We start from the raw sequence: 24,329 nt of genomic DNA, 5'->3' as shown, positions 1-24,329 counted from the left end.
ATGAGCCCTTTAACCATCATCTCTATCAGCATTATCAATTCTTTTTTGGCAATTGTTGCTTCCATGTACAGCATCATCAGGCTTAAAAGTCCTTTTGTGTTTCTGTTTATTATTTTTTTAGGAAGCACGGCCTGTTCAAAAAGAGGATTTACCAGTATTGAACCTGTTGCAATAAAGACCATAACAGAAACTACGCTGCAAAAAGATATGCCCTTTGCAATGGGGGCTGCGGTTAATGTGAGTTTGTTAAAGGGAAATAGCAATTACCGTAATCTGGTGATTAAAGAGTTTAACAGTGTAACGCCAGAAAATGCAATGAAATTTGCATCTGTGCATCCTTCAAAAGATACCTATACCTGGACAGATGCTGATTATCTGGTTGATTTTGCCAAAGCCAATGGAAAAAGAGTCCATGGGCATACGCTAAACTGGTATAAATCTTTGCCAGATTGGGTTAATAATTTTCAGGGTACAACAGCCGATTGGGAAAATTTATTAAAAACTCACATTCAAACTGTGGTTGGCCATTTTAAAGGTAAAGTAATTTCCTGGGATGTGGTAAACGAAGCTATTAATGATGACGGAACTTTAAGAAATAGCATCTGGGTTCAAAAATTAGGTGCAGATTACATTGGCCGGGCATTTCAGTATGCACACGAAGCTGATCCTGATGCTTTACTTTTTTACAACGATTATGGCCATGAATTTGGACCAACAAAAAGAACGGCCATTTTAAATCTGGTAACCAGTTTAAAGGCTAAAGGTATTCCGATTGATGGAATTGGTTTGCAAATGCACACCCGTGTTACGCAAACTGATGCTAATTTGGCCGCCGCCATTAATACAGCTGCCGCTACAGGTTTAAAAATTCACATTTCTGAACTGGATATTGCTCTAAATCCGGATAATGTACAAACCATGACTTATACGACTGCTTTAGCAGATCAACAGGCAGAAAAATATAAAGTCATTGTTAAGGCTTATAATGCAATTCCAAAAAGCCAGCAATTTGGAATAACCACCTGGAATGTAACCGATGGAGACAGCTGGATTCCTTCAAATTATAGCCGCCCGGACTGGCCTTTACCCTTTGATGCTCAATATCAGCGCAAAGCGGCGTATCAGGGAATTTTAGACGGTGTTAAATAAAATATAGATGAAACATTACTTGCCCTTAGCCCTTATTTTGTCCTTCACTTTTTCTGCTGCATCAGCTCAGGATAAGAAGATTGAAAAGAAAATTGATTCCGTATTAAAACTGATGACGCTGGATGAAAAGATTGGTCAGCTTAATCAATACACCGGAGACCGGGATGCTACCGGACCCATTACCAACAATCCGAATAAACTAAAAGACATAAAAGATGGTAAACTGGGCTCGATGCTTAATGTTCGTGGCGCTAAAGAAACGCGTGAAGTACAGGAAGTGGCCATGCAATCGAGAATGAAAATTCCATTGATTTTTGGTCTGGATGTGATTCACGGTTATCGGGTAACTTTCCCGATTCCGTTGGCAGAAGCCGCCAGCTGGGATTTAAAAGCAATTGAAAACAGTGCAAGGGTTGCAGCCAGAGAAACGGCCGCATCAGGTGTGCACTGGACATTTGCGCCCATGGTCGACATTGCACGTGATCCGCGTTGGGGACGGGTGATGGAAGGCGCAGGAGAAGATACTTATCTGGGTTCGCAAATTTCTACAGCAAGGGTTAAAGGTTTTCAGGGCAAAGGTTTAGGAAATTTAGATGCTGTTATGGCTTGTGCAAAGCATTTTGCCGCCTATGGTGCAGCAATTGCTGGTAGAGATTACAATCCGGTTGATATGAGCGAACACACCCTTTGGGAAGTGTATTTGCCACCGTTTAAGGCTGCTGTAGATGCAGGAGCTGCAACATTTATGAACTCCTTTAATACGTTGAACGGGATTCCGGCAACAGGAAATGCTTATTTACAACGTGATATTTTAAAAGGCCAGTGGAAATATACCGGTTTTGTGGTAAGCGACTGGGGTTCAATCGGTGAAATGATTGCCCATGGTTATGCAAAAGATAAATCGCAGGCCGCCGAACTGGCCCTTAATGCCGGGAGCGATATGGATATGGAAAGCAGAAGTTACCTGCCCAATCTGGCAAAACTGGTTGCCGATAAAAAAGTGTCTGTAGCTTTAATTGATGATGCAGTAAGAAGGATTTTACGTAAGAAATTTGAATTGGGTTTATTTAATGATCCATACCGTTTTAGCAATGAAAGCCGCCAGGAGAAGGAATTAAATTCTCCTCAAAACAGAAAAGATGCTTTGTTAATGGCAGAGAAAAGTATGGTTCTGCTTAAAAATGAAAATCAGGTTTTGCCGCTTGCTAAAAACTTAAAAAAGATTGCAGTAATCGGCCCCCTTGGTAAATCTGAAAAAGATATGCAGGGTTTTTGGTCAATCCAATGGCAAAATGATAACCTGGTTTCTTTGTACCAGGGCTTAAAAAATAAAGTTGGCAATCAAACCGAATTGTTATATGCCAAAGGTTGTGAAATTGAGGGTACCTCTACAGCAGGTTTTGCCGAAGCTGTAGAAACTGCGAAACAAGCTGATGTGGTAATTATGGCCGTTGGCGAAACACTGGATATGAGTGGCGAAGCAAAAAGTAAAGCCAATATTCACATTCCCGGCGTTCAGGAAGATTTAATTAAAGCCATTCAGGCTACGGGAAAGCCTGTTGTAGTGCTTTTAATGGCTGGTCGTCCGTTAATATTCAACTGGACAGCTGATCACGTTCCGGCCATTATGTACACGTGGTGGTTGGGCAGCGAAGCTGGAAATGCGATGACCAATGTGCTTTACGGAGACTATAATCCCGCCGGAAAATTACCCATGACTTTTCCACGTGATGAAGGTCAGATCCCACTTTATTACAATTATTTAAGTACCGGCCGTCCGGCTAAAAATGATCAGGATACCCGTTACCGTTCTGCTTACCTCGACATACAGAACAGTCCTAAATTTGCTTTTGGCTACGGATTAAGCTATACCACCTTTGATTACAGCAATTTGGTTTTAAGTAAAACTGAGATGGGCATGAATGATAAAATCTCCGTTTCCTTTACCCTTAAAAATACCGGTAAATACGATGGGGAAGAAGTGGCTCAGTTGTACTTGCAGGATAAGTTTGCATCTGTGGTTCGTCCGGTTAAAGAACTTAAAGATTTTCAGAAAGTAATGCTAAAAGCAGGAGAAAGTAAAACCATCACCTTCAATATTGATAAAGAAAAGCTTTCTTTTTATAACCAGCAATTGAAATGGACTGCAGAACCGGGAGATTTTAAACTCATGATTGGTACAGCCTCAAACAACATTAAACTGGAAAAAGATTTTACACTAAAATAAACGAAATCATCAAAAACACTATAGCAAGAAACAAGATTTACATGTCGGGAAAAGAAGAGAAACATCTACCATTGATGAAATTCATTTTATGGACATTTTTGACCACTATTTGGTCTGTAAGCAGTTTTGCGCAGGATACAGGCCGAAAACTGATCAGCTTAAATGACCAATGGGAATTTCACAAAGAAAATGGCACTACAGAAAAGGTAAATCTTCCGCATACCTGGAACGATAAAGATGTGCTGGATGATGAACCTGGTTATTACCGTGGTTTGGGCATTTACAAACGTAAACTTGTATTAGATGAATCTGCAAAGGGAAAAGATATTTATTTGGTTTTTAATGGGGTAGCGCAAGAAGCTGAAGTTTTGGTTAATGGTAAATCAGCGGCGAAACACATTGGCAGTTATACCCGCTTTATTGTTCCGATTACCTCTTTCTTAAATTATAAAGAAGATATTATCGAGGTAAGGGCCAATAACAGGTTTAACGAAGATATTCTACCTTTAACAGCAGATTTTACCTTTTTTGGCGGCATATACCGTCATGTGAGTTTGTTAATCACCAATTCCGTTCATTTTTCGCAAAAGGAAAATGGTAGTGCTGGTGTTTTTATCACCACACCACAGGTTTCTTCAGCTACAGCAAAGGTTCAGGTTAAAAGCACTATTGAAAATACATCAGGAACTGCTAAAAAGGTTCAAATTCAGACCATATTATTTAATGCGCAGGGAAAGGAAATCTCATCCCAAATTTCCGCCCTGAATATGCTTTCCGGAGGAAATAGTACCTTAGTTCAGGATTTAAATAACATTAAACAACCTGAGCTATGGTCGCCGGAAAATCCATATTTGTACCGGGTGGTTACTAAAATTATCGACCCCAAAACAAAACTAGTTTTAGATCAGGTTTCTAACCCATTGGGCTTTCGCTGGTTTAAATTTGATGCAAATGAAGGATTTTTCTTAAATGACAAACCTTTAAAGTTAATTGGGGCAAGCCGCCATCAGGACTACGAAAACTTAGGCAATGCAACCCCTGATGCCTTACAAATCAGGGATATTGAGCTGCTGAAACAAATGGGCGGTAATTTTTTAAGGGTTGCACATTATCCGCAGGATCCAATGATACTTGAAGCCTGCGACCGTTTAGGCATTCTGGCTTCAGTAGAAATTCCGGTTGTAAATACCATTACCGAATCCGAAGCTTTTACGGCAAACTGCCTGAATATGCAGGTAGAAATGATTAAACAGAATTTTAATCACCCCAGTATCATCATTTGGGCGTATATGAATGAAGTTTTACTGCGCACCAAGTTTGCCAATGATAAGCCACGCCAGCAAATTTATTTTGACCACGTACGCGAACTGGCTCAAAAATTAGATGACCTAACCCGTAAAGAAGACCCTTCGCGTTATACACTCCTAGTTAATCATGGTGCATGGGACATTTACAACAAGGTTGGCTTAACTAAAATCCCAATGATTGTAGGCTGGAACCTATATTCAGGCTGGTATTCGGGTACGCCAGCCGATTTTGGAAAATTCCTTGACCGTCATCATAAAGAACTGGCGGATAAACCAATGCTGGTGACCGAGTATGGTGCAGATGCAGATCCACGAATCCGTTCGTTTTCGCCTGTGCGTTTTGATAAAAGTGTTGAGTATGGCATTTATTTTAATCAGATTTATTTAAATGAAATGCTGAAACGTCCTTTTGTAAGTGGCGGAATGGCCTGGAATTTAGCTGATTTTAATTCGGAAACCCGGGAAGAAACTATGCCACACATCAATAATAAAGGACTTTTAACCATTGGCAGGGTACCAAAAGATACTTACTTCTTGTATAAGGCTTACCTTTTGGATAAACCATATTTGAAAATTACTTCAGCTCAATGGAAAGACAGAACAGGAGTAGCAGATTCTGCTTCCCTGTTTAGCACACAACCTTTGCAGGTGGCTACCAATTTAAAATCGGCAGAATTGTTTTTAAACGGCAAAAGCTTAGGCGCAAAAGAAGCCGTTGATCACATTTGTAGCTGGCAGGTTCCATTTGCTGATGGTTTAAATCAGTTGCGTGTAGTTTCAGCAACTCATAGCGATCAGGAAGATATTAACTTTCAATTACAGCCATATCGTTTTACAGATGGGCTTTCTTTTAAAAGCATGAATGTTTTATTGGGGTCGAAACGTTTTTATATGGATGAAAAAGAACACCAGTTGTGGATGCCGGATCAGCCATACCGAAAAGGTTCGTGGGGCTGGATTGGTGGCGAACCTTATAAAGGCACCAACAATCGCATTACCTACGGTAGTGACAAAAATATTTTAGAAACGGATAACGATCCTATTTACCAAACCCAGCAGGTAGGCATTCAGCAGTTTAAAATGGATGTTCCGGATGGAGAATATGAACTTTCATTGTATTTCGCAGAACTGGTTGGCGGTATTTCTAAAGAATCTTTAGCGTATAATTTAGATAATACCCACAAAAAAGAAGTCGAAGAAAACCGGATTTTCAGTGTAGCCATAAATGGATCAGCATTTTTAACCCATACTAACCTTGCAAAAGATTTTGGCTATACCACTGCAATTCGTAAAAAAACAAGGCTTACTGTACAAAATGGAAAAGGAATAACCATCGATTTTACACCAATTGAAGGTAAACCGGTTTTAAATGCGCTGCAATTAAGAAAAGTTTATTAACAGGATTATAAAACGAAACGATTCCCTGTCCATAGGTTTGATTTTTAAATATGATGTTAAAAAATATTAAATATATTATTACTATAAGTTTACTGTTTTACAGTTCGTTACTATTTTCACAGCAAAGTATTCATTTAAATAATAACTGGGAATTTTTAAAGCAGGATTTAGGGGGCGTTTGGGAAGCTGTTCGTCCGGTTACCATGGGCAATCCCGAGTCTGTTCCGCTTTGGCAAAAGGTAAGCCTGCCACATTGTGTTAATGCAGAAGATGCTGTAGATCCGGATGTAAATTATTATCAGGGCCAATCCTGGTACCGTACGCAGCTTACCATTGATAATCCCGATCAAGCCGGAAGAACATTATTACATTTTGAAGGTGCCGGACAAAAAACAGAGGTTTATGTGTACACCACCAAAGTTGCAACACATGTAGGTGGTTACGATGAATGGACCGCCGACATTACAGACGCCGTTGCCGCATTTAAAAAAACAGAAGCTTTTAAAAAGCAGTTCAAAGGTAAAATTCCGGTTTCTATCCGTACAGATAATTCAAGGGATCTGGAAATGATTCCTTCTGATCTTGCTGATTTTAACATCTATGGAGGCATTTACCGCTATTTAAACCTGGTTTATGTACCAGCACTTTCTGTAGATAAAATGTTTGCCAAAGCCGAAGTGGATGCCGCAGGCAAATTAGGTAAACTGACTGTTAAAGCCAGATTTTATAACCCTGCAGGTATTAATGATGCAACGGTTAAACTTAAACTGATGGATCCGGCTGGAAAGATAGTGGCCGGCACCGAAAAAAAAATAAACGGTTTAAACACAGACCTTGATTTATGGAACTTTGAGCTTAAAAAACCAATTTTATGGACAACTGATCAACCTAAGCAGTACCGTTTGATATATGAAGTAATTTCTTCTGCCGGAAATTATAAAGGAGCGGAAAAAGTTGGTTTCCGTAATATCAACTTTGTTGAGAAAGGACCGTTTATGCTTAATGGAAAGCGCTTATTGCTGCGTGGAACCCATCGCCATGAGGATCATGCAGGGGTAGCGGCAGCTATGACAGAGGATATGATTCGTGAGGAAATGCAAATGATGAAAGATATGGGCGTTAATTTTATCCGTCTGGGTCATTATCAGCAATCCCGTATCGTTTTAAACCTTTGCGATAGTTTAGGCATAATGGTTTGGGAAGAAATTCCATGGTGCCGTGGCGGTTTAGGCGGCGAAGTGTATAAACAGCAAGCCCGGAGAATGTTAACCAACATGGTAGAGCAGCATTACAATCATCCATCAATTATTATTTGGGGAATGGGTAATGAAAACGACTGGCCTGGCGATTTTCCGGAATTTGATAAAGAAAAGATCAGAACATTTATGAAAGAACTTAACGATCTTTCTCATAAACTCGATGCTTCACGTTATACTGCAATCAGGCGTTGTGATTTTTGCAGCGACATTGTGGACGTGTACTCGCCCTCTATCTGGGCAGGCTGGTACCGTGGTGCTTATACAGATTATAAAAAATCTTCAGAAGAAGAGTTTGCTAAGGTTAAACGCTTTTTACATGCAGAGTGGGGTGGCGACAGTCACGCTTTACGCCATTCGGAAAACCCGGATAAGGCTTTAAGTAAGATTAAAACAGGTGGCAGCACCGATGAAAGGGCTGGGGATGCATCCTTGTACGGCGGAGCAGCCAGAATTTCTAAAGATGGTGACTGGAGTGAATCTTACATCACCAATTTAATCGACTGGCATTTAAAAGAACAGGAAACGATGCCCTGGTTAAGTGGTTCGGCTTACTGGCCTTTCAAAGATTTTTCTACACCGGTAAGACCGGATAATCCGGTGCCTTACATGAACCAAAAAGGTGTTGTAGAGCGGGATTTTACCAAAAAGGAGGCCTATTATGTTTTTCAATCTTATTGGACGGAAAAACCAATGGCACACATTTACGGGCACAGCTGGCCGGTACGCTGGGGTGATGAGGGTGAAGAAAAAATGGTAAAGGTATATTCCAATTGCCCGGAAGCTGAATTATTCCTGAATGGAAAAAGTTTCGGCTCCAAGAAAAGAAACAGCCAGGATTACCCGGCAGCAGGTTTACGCTGGAATTTGCCTTTTGCTAAAGGGAAAAATACAGTAAAAGTTATTGCAAAAAAGGGCAAGGAAGTGATTACAGATGAGTTTGAATTTAATTACCAGACTGAAAAATGGACTAAACCTGCAAAAATGGAGCTGACTAAAATTGCGGAAAAAGATGATGTTGCCACAGTAGAAGTTAAACTTTACGACAGCAAAGGGGTACAATGCCTTGATGCCATTAACTGGATTAATTTTGGTTTAACTGGCGATGGGAAATTAATTGATAATCAGGGCACTTCATCAGGTTCGAGAAAAGTACAGGCTTACAATGGCAGAGCCATTATAAAAGTAAAATTAAATAAAGGGAAAAGTATAGTTTCTGTTGGATCAGAAGGATTATCCACTGTTTTTACCTCACTATAAATTATGAAAAGAAGCATTTCTATTATTCTCATTGCACTTGTTTATTTAACAGGCACTGCGTTTTCAGGCAAAAAACAAGAAAGCAAAACGGCCTCTGATTTTGAAAGACAAGCGGCAACACTTTTAAAAAAGGAGATTTTAGCAGAAGCCGCCTGGGCAATGAAACAGCAGCCCATAACCGTTACAGCATCTTTTTCGCCAAGAAGCGCAGGTGGTAAACATGATTTTTTTTCGGAAGCAGATTATTTCTGGCCTGATCCAAAAAATCCGGAAGGACCCTATATCAACAGAGATGGCCTAACCAATCCTGATAATTTTGTAGAGCACCGTAAAGCCATGATTCGCTTTAGTAAGGTCATTGGGGCACTCGCATCCGCTTATAAGCTTACAGGCGATGAAAAGTACGTTAAACAAGCAGTTTCTCATCTAAAGGCATGGTTTGTAAATGCAGAAACCTTAATGAATCCCAATTTACTTTTTGCACAGGCAGTAAAAGGTAAGTTTACGGGCCGCAATTATGGAATTATTGATACCATTCATTTAATGGAAGTGGCCCAGGGTACTTTAGTCATGGAAAATGCAAAAGCATTTGATAAGAACACATTGGCAGGTGTTAAAAAATGGTTTGCCGACTATATTTTGTGGCTCAATACCAGTAAACCAGGTATTCAGGAGAAAACGGTAAAAAACAATCACGCCACTTGCTGGGCAATGCAGGTGGCTTCGTTTGCAAAACTTTGCGGAGACGAAAATATGCTTGATTCTATCCGGATGAATTTTAAAACCAATTTATTGCCCAATCAAATGGCTGTTGATGGAAGTTTTCCGCTGGAACTGGCCCGTACAAAGCCTTATGGTTATTCTATTTTTAACCTGGATGCCATGACCATGCTTTGCCAGATTATATCTACACCAAAGGATAATCTTTGGAATTTTGAAACTTCAGATGGCAAATCAATTAAAAAAGGCATAGCTTATCTGTATCCTTTTATTGCTGATAAAAGCAAATGGACCTTACAGCCGGATGTTATGTATTGGAATAATTGGCCGGTAGCGCAGCCTTTTTTGTTATTTGGTGCGGTACAATACAAGCAAAAAGACTGGTATGCGGCATGGGCAAAGCTCGAACATCACCCGCACGTAGAAGAAGTGATCCGCAATTTACCAGTTCGTAATCCTTTAATCTGGTTGTAAAATGAAATTTAAAGCAAAGAGTCATCCCTATCTTCAGCTGATTAAAAGAAACTTTTCAGGCTTTGTATTGTGTCTGATCATGATGGTCATCACACATTCAGGATTTGCACAACAATGGGAATCTCAATTTGTAAAAATACAATCCAATGGCCGGTTAAAGTACATTGCAGATAAAAATAAAAATATTATACCTGACTTTAGCAGAGTTGGTTATCATCAAAATGATAAAGTTATTCCGGATGTAAAAACGGTAATTGTACTTTCGGCTACGGGCGATCATGACCAGGAAAAAATCCAGCAGGCTATTGATGATCTGGCCAAAAAACAACCAGATGAAAATGGTATTCGCGGTGCTGTTTTGCTTAAAAAAGGAACATATAAAATTCCCGGGAGTTTAAAAATAGCAACTGGCGGAATCGTACTTCGTGGAGAAGGTGATGAAACAAAACTGATTGCCTCTGGCAAAGGAAAACGGAAAACAATTATGGCGTCAGGAAGTGGAAGAGCTAATGAAATTTCAGGTTCAAGAATAAAAATAACAGACCATTATGTTCCGGTTGGAACCAAAAGCTTTACCGTTGCTTCTTCAAAGGGTTTAAAAGTAGGAGATCAGATTATGATTTACCGTCCGGGAACCACCAAATGGATTCAGGATTTAAAAATGGATCAGATTGAACCAGGCACCGGAACAATACAATGGACTCCTGCTGATTACAATCTGGAATTTGAAAGGGTAATTACTTCCATACAAGGCGATAAAATTACGATTGATAACCCAATTGTAATGGCTATGGAAGATCAATACGGGGGCGGCGAAATTTATAAATATACTTTTGAAGGAAGAATTGCAGAAGTTGGAATCGAAAATTTATACCTGGAATCTGAATATAAAGGTGATACAGACGAGGAGCATGGCTGGGATGCAATTTCATTCAATAAGATAGAAAACAGCTGGATTAAAAACGTAACCAGTCGCTATTTTGGATATTCGTGTGTTAACCTGGGGCACGACAGTAAACAAATCACGGTGATGGATAGTAAATGTTTAGCACCAAAATCTCAAATCATAGGAGGCAGAAGGTATTCTTTCAATAATGATGGACAGCTTAACCTTTTTATGGGTTGTTATGCTTCTGAAGGCAGGCACGACTATGTTACAGGAGCTAAAGTTTGTGGCCCGAACGTGTTTTACAATTGCAAATCAGAAAATGCAAAGGCAGATATTGGTCCACACCACCGCTGGGCAATGGGTACCTTATATGATAACATCATAACCGATGGTGAGATTAATATTCAGGATCGGGGAAACTGGGGTACCGGGCATGGCTGGTCGGGCGTTAATCAGGTATTATGGAATTGTACGGCGGCCAAAGCTGCCGTACAAAACCCTTATGTAAGCGGAAAAAATTATGCAATTGGCTTAAAAGCAAAAAAATATAATGGCCGGTTAAAAGGTCGGCCTGATGGCATTTGGGAAGGGCAAAATAAGGCAGGTTTAAATCCTCAATCGTTGTATTTAAAACAAGTAGAAGAAAGTAAAAAGTAATTGTAATATATATGAACTTAAAGATTAAGATATCAGGTTTAATGTTATTGTCTTTCAGTGTAGTAAATGCACAAAAAATTGATATAGCAAAAGCATTTAAATCTGCAGAAAAGCAAACTGATATATTGGTTAGAAATGTGGATTCTGCAAGAAAAGTTAAGCCTAATCTGGTTTCTCCAAGAACGGTAGAAAAAGGACAGTTTAAAATGGTTATCTCAAAGGATTGGACCAGTGGATTTTTTCCGGCCGAACTCTGGTATTTCTATCAGTATACCAAAGATAAGAAATGGCTCGATTTGGCTAAAAAATATACGGAAGACATAAAAAAAGAGCAGTACAATAAAGGAACGCACGACCTTGGTTTCATGATTTATTGCCCTTTTGGCAACGGTTACCAATTAACGCAGGATACGGCCTATCGTTCAGTGATTATTCAGGCTGCAAAATCATTATCTACAAGGTTTAATGCAAAGGCGGGTGTTTTAAAATCATGGGATCATAATACGGATAAGTGGAAGTATCCCGTTATTATTGATAACATGATGAACCTTGAACTTTTATTTGAATCAACAAAATTAACAGGAGATTCTTCTTTCTATAAAATTGCCGTATTGCATGCCAATACCACCATGAAAAATCATTTCAGACCTGATTACAGTTCGTGGCACGTAATTGATTATGATACTTTAACCGGTAACGTTCGTCAAAAACTTACCGCACAGGGTTATGCAAATGAATCGGCATGGGCACGTGGACAAGCCTGGGCATTGTATGGGTATACCATGTGTTATCGTGAAACTAAAAATAAAGCTTATTTAGCTCATGCAGATGGTATTGTAAACTTTATATTAAGTAGTAAAGTAACTCCGGAAGATGGCATTCCTTACTGGGATTATAACGATCCTATGATTCCAAATGTATCCAGAGATGCTTCTGCCGCTGCCATAACTGCTTCTGCATTGTATGAGCTGGCTGGTTATAGTAAAAACAACAGTAAGAAATATAAAGCTGCTGCCGATAAAATTTTGAAATCTTTGAGTACAAAATATGTAAGTAAACCGGGCGAAAATTACGGGTTTATATTAGAACACAGCACAGGGCACCGTCCTGCAAAATCTGAAATAGATGTGCCAATTAACTATGCCGATTACTATTATCTGGAAGCTTTGTTAAGAAGCAATAAATAAGAAATGATGAAGGTTTTTAAGTCGTATTTTATCGTTGTTGCCCTTATTGCTTTTACATTAATGGCTATGCGATCAGAAAAATTGCCGAAAAAGAAAGTTGTTATTGGTTATGTAGGTGGCTATAAAGGTCTTGCAGATGTAACCAAAATAGCTGCAGAAAAACTTACGCATATTAATTATGCATTTGTGAATGTAAAAGGTAACCGGGCCTTTCTGAATCGCGAAGCAACAGATACTGTGAACCTTAGAAATCTGAATAAGTTAAAGCTTAAAAACCCTGACCTTAAAATTTTAATATCAATTGGTGGCTGGGCCTGGAGCGAGAATTTCTCGGATGCGGCCTTGACAGATACTTCCAGAAAAGCCTTTGCGGCGAGTGCCGTTAAAATTATCGAAAAATATAACCTCGATGGTGTGGATATTGACTGGGAATACCCGGCAATTGCAGGCGAACAGGGCAATGTATTCAGGCCTGAAGATAAACAGAATTTTACTTTTATGCTTAAAGAGCTTCGTTTGGAACTGGATAGCCTGGAACAGCTTCATAAGGCTAAAAAGATGCTAACCATTGCAGTAGGCGGATTTACCAATTTTATCCGCCATAGCGAAATGGATAAAGTGCATCAATACCTGGATTATGTAAACCTGATGACCTACGATTTTTATAATGTAGATTTTGCCGGGCACCACACCAACCTTTATAACTCTAAGAAATATCCCGCTGAAAATTACGCAGATAAAACCTTTAGGGAGTTTCTTGCAGCCGGCGTTCCGGCTAATAAACTGGTGATGGGAATTGCGTTTTATAGCCGTTCATTTACTTTGAAAGAAAATTCAATAAAAGGTTTAGGTGATTCGGTATTAAGTAGCAGATATGGAAAAGGTTATACTTTTATTAAAGATAGTTTGATTAATCAAAAAGGCTTTACAGCATATCACGATAAAGAAGCAGTAGCCTCCTACATTTATAATCCTGCAACTCGCGAATATATGACTTATGATGATGAGAAATCGGTGAAGGAAAAATGTAAATACGTTTTGAAAAATAATATGGGTGGGGTAATGTTTTGGGAATATGATTCTGATTTAAATGGTTATCTGCTTAATCAGATTAATAAAACTTTGAAATAAGATAAATACAACACCAAATACAAAAATGATGATAAATGTTTACACAATTATGGTTATTCACCTTAATTATTTAATAGTATTGCATACAAAATGATCTTTAAAAATGCCTTATTTTGAGCATCTGAACCTAATTTATATGAAAACAGCGCAAAACAGAATGAAACAAAACCTAAGTATTCTCTTGATCCTGGCTACTGCATTTACTGCATCCGCCCAAAACAAAAAGGGAATTAAAACCAATACAAAAACAGCACAAGCCTATACGGTTGGAAATAAGAAGGTTACAGTGTACGCTACGGCAGAGAACTCTGATTATAGATTAAGTAAAACAGAAACGCTGAGTTTTATAGAAAATAAACAACCCTTTGAAACAGAGCCTTGTATTTTTGTTGATCCTACAGTTAAATATCAAACTTTAGTGGGGATCGGTGGGGCATTAACGGATGCATCAGCTGAAACTTTTGCCAAACTTTCTAAGAAAAATCAACAGGAATTATTAACCGCATATTACAGCGCCGATAAAGGAATTGGTTATACTATAGCCCGTACCAATATTGCAAGCTGCGATTTCTCCAGCGGAAGTTATACTTACGTGCAGGACAACGATAAAGATTTGAAAACTTTTAGTGTTGCACATGATGAAACCTACAAAATCCCTTTAATTAAACAGGCTACGACAGCAGCAGGTGGTAAATTACCTTTGTTTGTAAGCCCATGGTCGCCACCAGCCTGGATGAAAGATAATAACAGTTTAATACAAGGCGGCCATTTACTGCCTGCATTTCGTCAAAGCTGGGCTAATCATTATGTCAAGTTTATTAAAACCTACGAAAAGATGGGCATTCCAATTTGGGGCTTAAGTGTTCAGAACGAACCTATGGCTAAACAAAAATGGGAGTCTTGTGTGTTCACAGCAGAAGAAGAGCGTGATTTTATCAAGAATTTCTTAGGGCCAACTTTACAAAAAGAAGGTTTGGGCGCTAAAAAATTAATCGCCTGGGATCATAACCGTGATCAGATTTTCCAGCGGGCAAGTACAATCCTGAATGATAAAGAGGCTGCAAAATATGTTTGGGGTATTGGTTTTCACTGGTACGAAACCTGGACAGGCAGCGGTATGCAGTTTGGAAATGTTAAACAAACCCATGAAGCCTATCCGGATAAGGCCTTAATTTTTACTGAAGGTTGTAAAGAAAAATATGATGTAAATAAGCTTGACGACTGGACTTTAGGTGAGCGCTATGGCTACTCTATGATTAACGATTTTAATGCGGGCACAGCAGCATGGACAGACTGGAATATTCTTTTAGATGAAAAAGGCGGACCTAACCATGTGGGTAATTTCTGTTTTGCTCCGGTACACGCCGATACTAAAAATGATAAATTGATTTACACCAATGCTTATTATTACATGGGCCATTTCTCTAAATTCATCCGTCCGGGTGCAAAAAGAATTGGTTCTGCATCAAGCCGTGATAAATTACAAACTACGGCATTTTTAAATGCCGATGGAAAGCTGGCTGTGGTGGTTATGAACCAAACAGATGATAAATTAAAATACAGTTTATGGATAAAAGGACAAGCGGCAACAACAACCAGCTTACCACATTCTATAACCACATTAGTTGTTGAGTAAAAAATAAAATCTAAATAATGATTAAAGAAGTTGAAAGCCTTTTCTCTCTAAAAGACAAGGTTGTAGTGGTTACAGGTGCTACAGGTGTACTGGGAGAGGCTTTTATAAACGGGCTTTGCTCCGCAGAAGCATCCATAGTGGTAATTGGCCGTAACGAAGACATTGCAAAACAAAGAGTAGAAGAAGTGATTCAGGCCGGCTGTAAAGCCATTTATATTATTGCCGATGTATTAAATGAGCAGGATCTGATTGAAGCGAATACCAAAATTTTAAAAGAGTTCGGCAGGATAGATGCTTTGGTTAATGCCGCAGGGGGTAATGTTGCCGAGGCGGTGGTTCAACCTGGCAATGATGTTTTTGACCTTAACGTTTCTGCGCTTAAACAAGCTTTTGATTTAAACTTGTTTGGTACCATTATGCCAACCCAAATTTTTGGGCGTGAAATTGCCAAAAACGGAGGCAGCATTGTCAATATTTCTTCTATTTCGGCTACACAGGCACTCACACGTGTGTTAGGTTACTCGCTTGCAAAAGCAGCAATTGACAGTTATACTAAATGGATGGCTGTAGAATTGGCCAATCGTTATGAAGATAAAATCAGGATGAATGCAATAGTGCCTGGTTTTTTCATTACGCACCAAAACAGAGCGCTACTAACCAACGAAGATGGCTCCTTAACAACCAGAGGGCAGGCAATTATTTCTAAAACACCTTTTAAGCGTTTTGGTAACCCTGATGAACTTATTGGTGCCATGGTTTATTTGTTAAGCGATGCTTCGAAATTTGTAAATGGCGAAAATATTAAAGTAGATGGAGGATTCAGTGCTTTCTCCGGCGTGTAATTTATGGAAACGAAATATAAAAAATTAGAACAAACCTGGCGTTGGTATGGTCCCAACGATCCTGTATCCCTTCAGGATGTTAAACAAGCAGGTGCAACTGGTATTGTTACGGCTTTGCATCATATTCCTCACGGCGAAGTTTGGCCATTGGCCGATATTCAGGAAAGAAAATCGATTATTGAAGCCGCAGGATTAACCTGGTCTGTAGTAGAAAGTGTGCCTGTACACGAGGCCATTAAAACCCGCAGGGCAGATGCTGATCTGTTCCTGGAGAATTATAAAACCTCCTTGCGTAATTTATCACAATGCGGTATAAAGACCGTATGTTATAATTTTATGCCAGTGTTAGACTGGACGCGTACGCAACTGGATTTAGAAATGACAGACGGATCAAAAGCTTTGTATTTTAACTGGATCGACCTGGCCATTTTTGATCTTTACATTTTGAAAAGAGCAGGAGCAGAAGCCGATTATGCTGAATCTATCCTGAAACGTGCTAAAGAAAAGGCTGCCACTTTAAATCAGCAGCAATTGGACGATTTAAGAATCAATGTTTTAATGGGAATTCCGAACGAAAAAGAGATTGAGCTCGAAACCCTTCGCAACAGCATTAACGAATATGCAGCCATTGGAAAAAAAGGACTGCAGGAAAACTTATTATACTTCTTAAATGCTATTGCTGATGTTTGTACGGAAGAAGGCATTAAAATGACCATTCATCCCGATGATCCTCCGTATCCTATTTTAGGTTTACCACGCATTGCCAGTACCCTTGAAGACTTTAATTACATTATTAATGGGGTAAATAAAGCTTTTAACGGGGTTTGTTTCTGTACAGGATCTTTGGGTGCCGGAATGAGTAATAATGCCTTAGAAATTTTTAATGCAGTTAAAGAGCGGGTGTATTTTGCGCATTTACGCAATGTGACCAAAGACGAAGATGGAAGTTTTTACGAAGCCGATCATTTAGGTGGTGACGTAAATATGTACGAAATCATGAAAGCACTTTCAGCAGAAAATGCCACCCGGGATAAATCTATTCCATTCCGCCCGGATCATGGCCATCAAATGCTGGATGATTTAGGCAAAGTAACCAATCCGGGTTATTCGGCAATCGGTCGCTTAAGAGGGCTGGCAGAACTCAGGGGATTAGAAATTGGCGTAACCGGAAATTACTAATCTTTTAAAAGACTGTATCATAAATCTAATTTTACTTACATTCTGTCACGTTGGGCTAGTTAAAACACCTAAATGTTTTGAGTAAATTCTTCAACAAGCTCAGGATAACAATTCAGGATTTATGATACAGTCTTTTTTGTTGGTAATCAGATGAGTTGTGATTTGTAGATAAATAAATAGCCCGATTACAGATTTTTAACTTCACCTTTGTTTATGGCTTGAAATTTGAGTCTGAACAATTATGGAGAATAATCAGCATCCCACCAAGAAAATCCTTAAACCTTCGGTTATACACGACGATTTACCTGAGGTTAAGAAACCGGAACATTTGCGTAAAACATCTTCAAATGTTGGATCAGATTTGCCTGAAAACCCGGAAAGAAATTACCATCATGAAGAATTCAGAAGCAAAAGTTCACTACATGATGAACTTACACAAGCCGATGACGACATCTGGAATGGCGAAGATGCTTAAAATATAAATTGAAACCTGCTCTGTATACGCAAAGCAGGTTTTTTTATATAAATTAATTCTACCACGTCGGGTTTACTGATAAAAACGGAGCGTGATGAAATTTAATATGATTTCATTATTTATTTGTAAAGCAAAGTCTGAAGTTCTTTTGAAACGATTGTCCTGCTTTCCGCTATATCCCCGAAGAAAAATCGGGGGATGCCGCTTCAATCAGGTTTAAATAACGTTGGTTTGCACAATAACAAAAACGATGTTCATTTCCGCACTGGCAATTAATACGGTAAATTTGTTCCTAAACCTCTAACCCGAATAGTTAATTTGACTCCGTATAGTTCTTAAAATTATTCAATATGGCCTGCCAGCCACCTTGTTGCATTTCAATACTATTAGTGGTTTCTGCATCAAAAGATTCAGTTATTTTAGTTTCATCACCAGCATCTTCAAAAATAATTTTTACTTTTCTGCCATCTCCAAGCGTGTAGGTAATAAGTTTGTGTAATTCAACCCGGTCGTAAATGCCACCAAAGTCGAAACCGAAACTGCCATCCTTTGCTTCCATGCGGGTTTCAAATTTTCCACCAACTTTTAAGTCATTTTCAGCTTTTGGGGTATGCCAGTCATCAGAAGCATTACACCACTTTACAATGTGCTCAGGAGCATTCCAATAGGCCCAAACCTTTTCTACAGGAGCATTAACGGTACTTTCAACAGTGATAATTGTTTTTTCTGAGGTATTCATAATAAGAGTTTTATTTTAATTTCTTAACGTAAACATACGGAGCATATTTAAAAATAAGCGGGTTATAAACGACAAATTTCAGGTATTTTTGCGCCAAACTTTTAGAATAGTCAATGAAATGAAAAATAATGATTACGGAAAGTATTGATATTGGCGTGTTTGCAAAATAAATGATAAATTCTATGAAAAATATTTTCTCATATTCAGTATAACTTCTATATTTGCATCTCTTTAAAAAAGGAGCCTTGGTAGCTCAGTTGGATAGAGCAACGGTTTTCTAAACCGTGGGTCAGGGGTTCGAATCCCTTCCAGGGTACAGGATATTAAAATTACGAATGCAATTATCTGATTGTCAGATAGTTGCATTTTTATTTTCATCAAATTTTATCTTTGAACATAAAAATAGATGATCCATAATTGATTGATATTCAGTTATTTGAAATTTTTTTAATATTCTAGAATAGCTCTTGTAAATGATTGATGTTAAGTGTTTTGTGTTTAACTGCTTGATATTCAGTTGTTCAAACAGCGTCCGCTTTTCCCTACTAAATGCTTTTTTTTTGAGGACGTTTCCAGTCAGGTACTTTTGGTTCTTTTTCAAGGTTTTCTTCTTCCATTTCTTTTAAGAAAATATCCGCAAGAATTCGGGCAATCAGATTTAAAAGCGGCTTCTCGTTTTCATAAACAATCATATCCTCATTTCCTGCGTGATTTGGGATTCTCTTTGCTCTACGCTTAAACGTATTCATCTGAAAATGATTTTATAATAAACTAAATCTATAAAACCTATTTTAATTTAAGGTTTCGTTTTTATTAAGAAATTATTTCAAAACCTAATTTTTAAAGAAATTATTAACTAATTTCATCATGTCTAATCTCAACGCTCCTATCTTGACGTCTTCATCGTTGGAACGAAGTTGTGCTTAGTTAATTCAGTACGATACATGGAGTTCAAATATATTAGTGAGATTATTGAGGGTGTTAGTTATACCCTGAATGTATTAAAACGTGATACGGAAAGATATTCTGCGTTGATTTACCAACATGAGGGAACATTAAATGCTACTAACGAGCGTATCGGAAACTCGAATGATGTTACCACCAAGCTTAAATCTTACTTTGAGTTATTAAGATCTACTAATGCGGATCTTGGGATGACCCCAGAGTATTCCTGTCCATGGAATATTATGATAAGTATTATTGCAGAACAGGATCAATGGCCATCTGATGGCAAGCTGTGGGTAGTCGGTCTAGAGTCTTTAAAAAAATCAGATTTGACGGCTACAATTGCGAATTTGGAAAATGATAATGTGTGCTTGTATTTTGATCGAGAGGTAATCAAGGATACTAAGAGGTTCGTCGACCCAATTGCATACCTGTTTCGCGCTAACATCAAAGGTGAAGATAAGTTGCTCGTAATTTTGCAGTTTAAGACTCATCACATGGGGACTTGGGGACCTGGTGTAATTGAACGGGATAATATGGTTAAAGGTAGGGAAATTTATATATTACGGAATGACGAAGAATCTGTAAACCTACTAACGGTTATCTGTTCGGAAGCAATGAACCTACACCAGAATTTAGATACTGCTGTAAAACTAAGGTTACGATGGGTAGATACACCATTTTTAATATTAAACCCACAAGCAAATCCGCAACCAGCGCATTCTGATTTTATAGCTTTTCGTAACAATATATTAAATGGTGAAAGAAAGGAAATACTTGGTTTAAACTGGAATAATGTTTCCAAAATCGATAATGCTTCGCTAGTCCAAAATAAGTCTTCACGTAGTGGGTACTATGTAAAATCTAATGAAATTGACTTCACTGCTATAAAAAGAATTAGAGGAAACCATAAACTTGGAATGTACTATTTCTTTTTTGGAAAGGATCGCCATGCTTTTTTATTAAATAGTACTTGCAATGCATTCCTAATTGAAAATACATCTGTAAATATCATTGCCGGAACCGGGCCACAGAGACGTAGAGATGGCCCTCAGGTCATTAATTCTTATATATTTTCTGACGATAAATTAGAAGAAGTAACAGATATTTGCGATAGTCATATTTCATATATGGGTGATCTCGGATGTAAAACAACGGCCTTACTTAATCCAGAAGGATGCGTCATAGAAAAGGAGATGTTAGCATGTCTATGTTCAGCAGATGTGGATTCGCGTTATCATAGAGGTTGGGCTTCTGTAGACAAGCTATCGAGTGTAAAAATTCTGGATGCTGTGGAAGTTAATCGACGAATAACCGTAGCAGAGGATTTGTCAGCGGAAAGTGTAAGAGCTAGGAAAGATTATTTAGAAGCCATTGAAGTATTGAACAATGATATACTTCCTGACAAGGAGCATTTGCCGAAGGCATTAGAGGGAATAAAAAAGAAAGAACTTATTGTTGGATTTTCTGATGAAATGAGTGGTCCTATCAGAAAGATAGAGCAACAAGGATTCCGATTTAACGTAACTACCCCTCAAGGTGAATACGTCGTCGCAACCATAGGCTACCTCGGAACTGCTACCCAGATAGAAGTTGGCCGAGCCTTCAATAAACTCCAAAGCTTGTTTGATCCAGAAAATAGCTTTACCCGAGATCGTGTCATTGTCTTCTATCGCAATGGTGGCCAATTATTGGCTAAGTCTGCTGGTGAAGGTGGTGGATTTGGCACAGCCGATAATTATAACTCAAACTCATTTTTAAAATAGATGAACACAGCCCACTTAATTAACATTGCAAAAGAGGTAATTCCTGATCTCGCTTTGGTGAAGGATAATATTTATAAAGGAACTTTAAATATTGAAGACAAGGTTGCAGGCATCTATTATATAGATTTCAGTAACAAGTCACGTGATGATTTTGAAGATTTTCAGGAAGATTTACTGTCTGATGAATTTTATAGCAATCCCGGTAATCTACAATGGAATTACTATTTATTCCTTTTGAACGACAAGCTCAACGCGGACGAAAAGTCTACTATTGAAAAAAACGATAAATATGCTCGGAAATTTGTGTTGGATGAGAAAGGATTTGAAGATTTTTTTCAATATGAGGAAGCTGATAAGGTAAGTCAAACGAACATAGTTGCTGATTGGAAAACGGCATTGGAGGAAGTTGATTTACAAGAAGTGTACACTGAAGCATCTTACGTAGAAATTTTGAACCGGTTTTCAAGCAACAGTACAAAAAAGGACGAACCCAGTAAAATTAGAAAAGGTAATAGTGATGCTTCAAAAATAAACTTTGTAAATAAGGTATTGTTAAAGGATAATTATCGCAAACAACCTTCAAAGGTCAGAGAATTTGCGTTTGGTAAAGTTAATTTGGTTAAAGGTATTAATGGTGTAGGTAAAACTTCAGTATTTGAAGCCATTGAACTAATGCTTTGTGGCCGCTCAATGAGAAACTCGGCGTTTAAAAATCCTGATGGATGTATAGAAGCACAGTTCAATGATGATAAACATATTCAAAAATTCCAACACAGCAACAACCAACTTTTTCAGTCAAGAGATTTAAGTTGGTATGGTTCGACATATCCACAGGGGAATTATTTATTTAACTCCTTTAACCGTTTCAATTATTTTAATGCAGATGCTGGACAGGATTTTGCTAGCAGTACTACAGACGGACAGATAAGAGATGCACTTTTTAATATAGTTCTTGGTCCTGAATTTGGATACATTGAAGAAAGAACGCAAAAAATGCTCGAAAGAATCAGACCTGAATATAATAAAATAAAGGATTTGATGGACAAGGCAGAAAAAGAGGTTGATAGGACTTCAGCTGTCATCGCGAGTTATAAAGAGCCAGAACATTTAAAATTCATCACTCAAAAGGTTGCGGAAAATATTACTGTCTTGAACTTCGTCGAACAAAATTTGGAAATAACTATAAACGGTACTAAGGTTGAGGACCTCAATAATCAGCTTTCGGTTATTTTCAAGAATTTTTCCGATTCGGATTTCATTTACAATTCAATTATTGATTTTCAACGAGCAGAATCTGATTTTTTTCCTAAAAAGAAAGCATATAATGATTTGATAGCACAAGTGAAAAACTGTAATCAGCTTGCATCTGTTCAAACTGCTCTACAAAAGCAGCTCGAACAAGATATTGATGTTATCAAAAAATCATTAATCTATCTTGGTGATGAGCAATTGTTGAAGCTTAATGGTATAGAATCTGATATAAAAGAACAAGAATTCAATTTAAGGAAAATTGATTTTGTTCGTCAACAACTTAAAGAAATATCAATTTCAGAATATAAAATGGAAATGACGGTTTCTGAGCTTGAGAGAATTTACCGAGAAGAAACTGGTAAATACCGTAAAGAAATTTCCGAAATCGAAATGCAGTTAAAAAACGAACTGGAGAAGTTAGGAAAAATAGACCAACTAGTTTCTGAAATCAAACTACAGGGAAGGGAATTTATCAGGTTAGATCCAAATGCATTAAACTGTCCGATGTGCCAAACCTTATTTAAGAGAAGTGATTTAGAGACACAAATAAGAGAAATAATATTCGGCAGCCCCAAAGAAGATACGGGAAAAAAGCCTTTTGACTCTGAAAAGCTAGAAGAATTAAGATCTAAGACGAAAAATATTGAGCAAAAAATCTTAGAAATTAACAAGATTAAGGATACACATTTGGGGTATTACGGAAGCGTCACATCTACAGAGACTCTGAAAATTTTAAGCGATCAGCTGGAAACTGTGTTAGCAAGTTGGGAGGAACGGAACGGTAAGGTAAAACAAATGAAGGAACTGGTTGAGTTTGCTGAACTGGCGGGTGTTTCCGAAAAGGAACTCAAAGAACTTAAGTTTAAAATCGAAAATTCGTTTGATCGAAAATTTACTTTTACAACAGCCAATAAGGATAAGCTCGAATCTGAAATGAAGTCTTTGGAAAATAAACTAGGTGAAAGTAAGCTTCAACTACAAAATATTTTAAAAGACAGACTTAGTAAAGGGATGGAGGTTAAAAGACTTTTAGATATACCTTCTGAAAACTCCCTTTCTATAACTGAGACGGATAAAATCATCGATCAAAAGTCGAATGAAATTGAAATATTTAGAGATATTTTTAGCAAACTTCAAACAGTTATTAATTTGGCACTCAATGATCAGGTATCAGAATATAAGCGTAAGTCTGATCTTCTTAACGAAAACATTAGAACTTATAAAGAAGCCGTCCAAGGGCAGTTGATTTTAAATCAAACAAAAGAAGCTTTAGAATTGAATAACAAATTATTGAAAGATAATCGTCCAAAACTTACGCGGTTTGAAAAAGCCTACTTTAAGCTGAAGGAATTGACATCTGGACAAGCATCAGATCATGTAGATAAATTCTTTTCACAAAATTTTGCAGAAATCATTGATATATTCAAAGCAATCCATATACCGAAGGAATTCGTGGATATCAAATTTATTGACGGAAAGCAGTTGTTATTAGTTGATGAAGATGGGAAGGAACGTAGTGTAACAGAAATTAGTACAGGACAACGTTCTGCTTTGGCTCTCTCGATTTTTCTTTCTCTAAATAAAAAATTACAAAATGGACCAGAAATTATCATGTTTGATGATCCAGTGGCATTTATAGATGATCTTAATGCCTTATCATTTTTAGACTACTTAAGGATGTATGTTTTGCCAAGTGGCAAACAGATTTTTTTTGCCACTGCAAATATGCGATTGGCTCACTTGTTTGAGAAGAAATTCAGCTTCCTTGAAAATGACTTTAAGCACTGGCATTTAGTGCGTTAATTGTTGTTCGTAGAATGCAAGATTTTTGGGATAACCAA

Annotated in this window: 16 protein-coding genes and 1 tRNA gene; 15 read left to right on the top strand and 2 right to left on the bottom strand. The window is 37.9% G+C overall.

Going from position 1 to position 24,329, the window contains the following annotated elements:
* From O0955_RS08205 to O0955_RS08150, 12 genes are all read left to right on the top strand, one after another.
* The gene (locus O0955_RS08205) at positions 1-1,149 is read left to right on the top strand and encodes an endo-1,4-beta-xylanase (protein WP_269427057.1); all 1,149 of its coding nucleotides are present in this window, start codon (positions 1-3) and stop codon (positions 1,147-1,149) included.
* A gap of 7 nt (positions 1,150-1,156) precedes the next feature.
* Positions 1,157-3,376 carry a glycoside hydrolase family 3 N-terminal domain-containing protein gene (locus tag O0955_RS08200; RefSeq protein ID WP_269427056.1) on the top strand — a complete coding sequence of 740 codons (2,220 nt, stop codon included), beginning with the start codon at positions 1,157-1,159 and terminating at the stop codon, positions 3,374-3,376.
* A 41-nt stretch (positions 3,377-3,417) separates the two neighbouring features.
* On the top strand, positions 3,418-6,081 hold the full coding sequence (locus tag O0955_RS08195) for a glycoside hydrolase family 2 TIM barrel-domain containing protein (protein ID WP_269427055.1): 2,664 nt from the start codon (positions 3,418-3,420) through the stop codon (positions 6,079-6,081).
* A gap of 50 nt (positions 6,082-6,131) precedes the next feature.
* On the top strand, positions 6,132-8,597 hold the full coding sequence (locus O0955_RS08190; RefSeq protein WP_269427054.1) for a glycoside hydrolase family 2 TIM barrel-domain containing protein: 2,466 nt from the start codon (positions 6,132-6,134) through the stop codon (positions 8,595-8,597).
* A gap of 3 nt (positions 8,598-8,600) precedes the next feature.
* Positions 8,601-9,791 carry an alginate lyase family protein gene (locus O0955_RS08185; RefSeq protein WP_269427053.1) on the top strand — a complete coding sequence of 397 codons (1,191 nt, stop codon included), beginning with the start codon at positions 8,601-8,603 and terminating at the stop codon, positions 9,789-9,791.
* Position 9,792: 1 nt separating this feature from the next.
* Positions 9,793-11,337, top strand: a complete 1,545-nt coding sequence (locus O0955_RS08180) for a hypothetical protein (RefSeq protein ID WP_269427052.1) — start codon at positions 9,793-9,795, stop codon at positions 11,335-11,337.
* Positions 11,338-11,348: 11 nt separating this feature from the next.
* Entirely contained in the window at positions 11,349-12,524 is a 1,176-nt protein-coding gene (locus O0955_RS08175; protein WP_269427051.1) for a glycoside hydrolase family 88 protein, read from the top strand.
* Positions 12,525-12,527: 3 nt separating this feature from the next.
* Positions 12,528-13,655, top strand: a complete 1,128-nt coding sequence (locus O0955_RS08170) for a glycoside hydrolase family 18 protein (protein WP_269427050.1) — start codon at positions 12,528-12,530, stop codon at positions 13,653-13,655.
* Positions 13,656-13,791: 136 nt separating this feature from the next.
* Entirely contained in the window at positions 13,792-15,291 is a 1,500-nt protein-coding gene (locus tag O0955_RS08165; RefSeq protein ID WP_269427049.1) for a glycoside hydrolase family 30 protein, read from the top strand.
* A 17-nt stretch (positions 15,292-15,308) separates the two neighbouring features.
* Complete coding sequence (locus O0955_RS08160) at positions 15,309-16,133, top strand: SDR family oxidoreductase (RefSeq protein WP_269427048.1); 825 nt, start codon at positions 15,309-15,311, stop codon at positions 16,131-16,133.
* Positions 16,134-16,136: 3 nt separating this feature from the next.
* Positions 16,137-17,312: a mannonate dehydratase gene (gene uxuA, locus O0955_RS08155; protein ID WP_269427047.1), complete on the top strand. Its 1,176-nt coding sequence runs from the start codon at positions 16,137-16,139 to the stop codon at positions 17,310-17,312.
* A gap of 241 nt (positions 17,313-17,553) precedes the next feature.
* Positions 17,554-17,787, top strand: a complete 234-nt coding sequence (locus O0955_RS08150; RefSeq protein ID WP_269427046.1) for a hypothetical protein — start codon at positions 17,554-17,556, stop codon at positions 17,785-17,787.
* 313 nt (positions 17,788-18,100) lie between these two features.
* On the opposite strand, the gene O0955_RS08145 is transcribed toward O0955_RS08150, so the two are convergent.
* Positions 18,101-18,526, bottom strand: a complete 426-nt coding sequence (locus O0955_RS08145; RefSeq protein ID WP_269427045.1) for an SRPBCC family protein — start codon at positions 18,524-18,526, stop codon at positions 18,101-18,103.
* A 242-nt stretch (positions 18,527-18,768) separates the two neighbouring features.
* Between O0955_RS08145 and O0955_RS08140 the strand changes: the two genes are divergently transcribed.
* Positions 18,769-18,842 (top strand) — tRNA-Arg (locus O0955_RS08140).
* A gap of 229 nt (positions 18,843-19,071) precedes the next feature.
* Here the strand turns inward: O0955_RS08140 and O0955_RS08135 are convergent.
* On the bottom strand, positions 19,072-19,275 hold the full coding sequence (locus O0955_RS08135; protein WP_269427044.1) for a hypothetical protein: 204 nt from the start codon (positions 19,273-19,275) through the stop codon (positions 19,072-19,074).
* A gap of 195 nt (positions 19,276-19,470) precedes the next feature.
* Here O0955_RS08135 and O0955_RS08130 point away from each other — a divergent pair, with 195 nt between their 5' ends.
* Together O0955_RS08130 and O0955_RS08125 are read left to right on the top strand one after the other, a co-directional pair.
* Positions 19,471-21,237, top strand: coding sequence for a hypothetical protein (locus O0955_RS08130; protein ID WP_269427043.1), 1,767 nt, complete (start codon positions 19,471-19,473; stop codon positions 21,235-21,237).
* Positions 21,238-24,291: a hypothetical protein gene (locus O0955_RS08125; protein ID WP_269427042.1), complete on the top strand. Its 3,054-nt coding sequence runs from the start codon at positions 21,238-21,240 to the stop codon at positions 24,289-24,291.
* Positions 24,292-24,329 lie beyond the last annotated feature (38 nt).

This window comes from Pedobacter punctiformis (genome assembly GCF_027213715.1).
Classification (GTDB): domain Bacteria; phylum Bacteroidota; class Bacteroidia; order Sphingobacteriales; family Sphingobacteriaceae; genus Pedobacter; species Pedobacter punctiformis.
This window is presented reverse-complemented; position numbering and strand designations above follow the sequence as displayed.

Coding starts and splice junctions, on each gene's coding strand:
- O0955_RS08205 (WP_269427057.1), top strand. CDS start 1: ATGAGCCCTTTAACCATCATCTCTATCAGCATTATCAATTCTTTTTTG.
- O0955_RS08200 (WP_269427056.1), top strand. CDS start 1,157: ATGAAACATTACTTGCCCTTAGCCCTTATTTTGTCCTTCACTTTTTCT.
- O0955_RS08195 (WP_269427055.1), top strand. CDS start 3,418: ATGTCGGGAAAAGAAGAGAAACATCTACCATTGATGAAATTCATTTTA.
- O0955_RS08190 (WP_269427054.1), top strand. CDS start 6,132: ATGATGTTAAAAAATATTAAATATATTATTACTATAAGTTTACTGTTT.
- O0955_RS08185 (WP_269427053.1), top strand. CDS start 8,601: ATGAAAAGAAGCATTTCTATTATTCTCATTGCACTTGTTTATTTAACA.
- O0955_RS08180 (WP_269427052.1), top strand. CDS start 9,793: ATGAAATTTAAAGCAAAGAGTCATCCCTATCTTCAGCTGATTAAAAGA.
- O0955_RS08175 (WP_269427051.1), top strand. CDS start 11,349: ATGAACTTAAAGATTAAGATATCAGGTTTAATGTTATTGTCTTTCAGT.
- O0955_RS08170 (WP_269427050.1), top strand. CDS start 12,528: ATGATGAAGGTTTTTAAGTCGTATTTTATCGTTGTTGCCCTTATTGCT.
- O0955_RS08165 (WP_269427049.1), top strand. CDS start 13,792: ATGAAAACAGCGCAAAACAGAATGAAACAAAACCTAAGTATTCTCTTG.
- O0955_RS08160 (WP_269427048.1), top strand. CDS start 15,309: ATGATTAAAGAAGTTGAAAGCCTTTTCTCTCTAAAAGACAAGGTTGTA.
- uxuA (WP_269427047.1), top strand. CDS start 16,137: ATGGAAACGAAATATAAAAAATTAGAACAAACCTGGCGTTGGTATGGT.
- O0955_RS08150 (WP_269427046.1), top strand. CDS start 17,554: ATGGAGAATAATCAGCATCCCACCAAGAAAATCCTTAAACCTTCGGTT.
- O0955_RS08145 (WP_269427045.1), bottom strand. CDS start 18,526: ATGAATACCTCAGAAAAAACAATTATCACTGTTGAAAGTACCGTTAAT.
- O0955_RS08135 (WP_269427044.1), bottom strand. CDS start 19,275: ATGAATACGTTTAAGCGTAGAGCAAAGAGAATCCCAAATCACGCAGGA.
- O0955_RS08130 (WP_269427043.1), top strand. CDS start 19,471: ATGGAGTTCAAATATATTAGTGAGATTATTGAGGGTGTTAGTTATACC.
- O0955_RS08125 (WP_269427042.1), top strand. CDS start 21,238: ATGAACACAGCCCACTTAATTAACATTGCAAAAGAGGTAATTCCTGAT.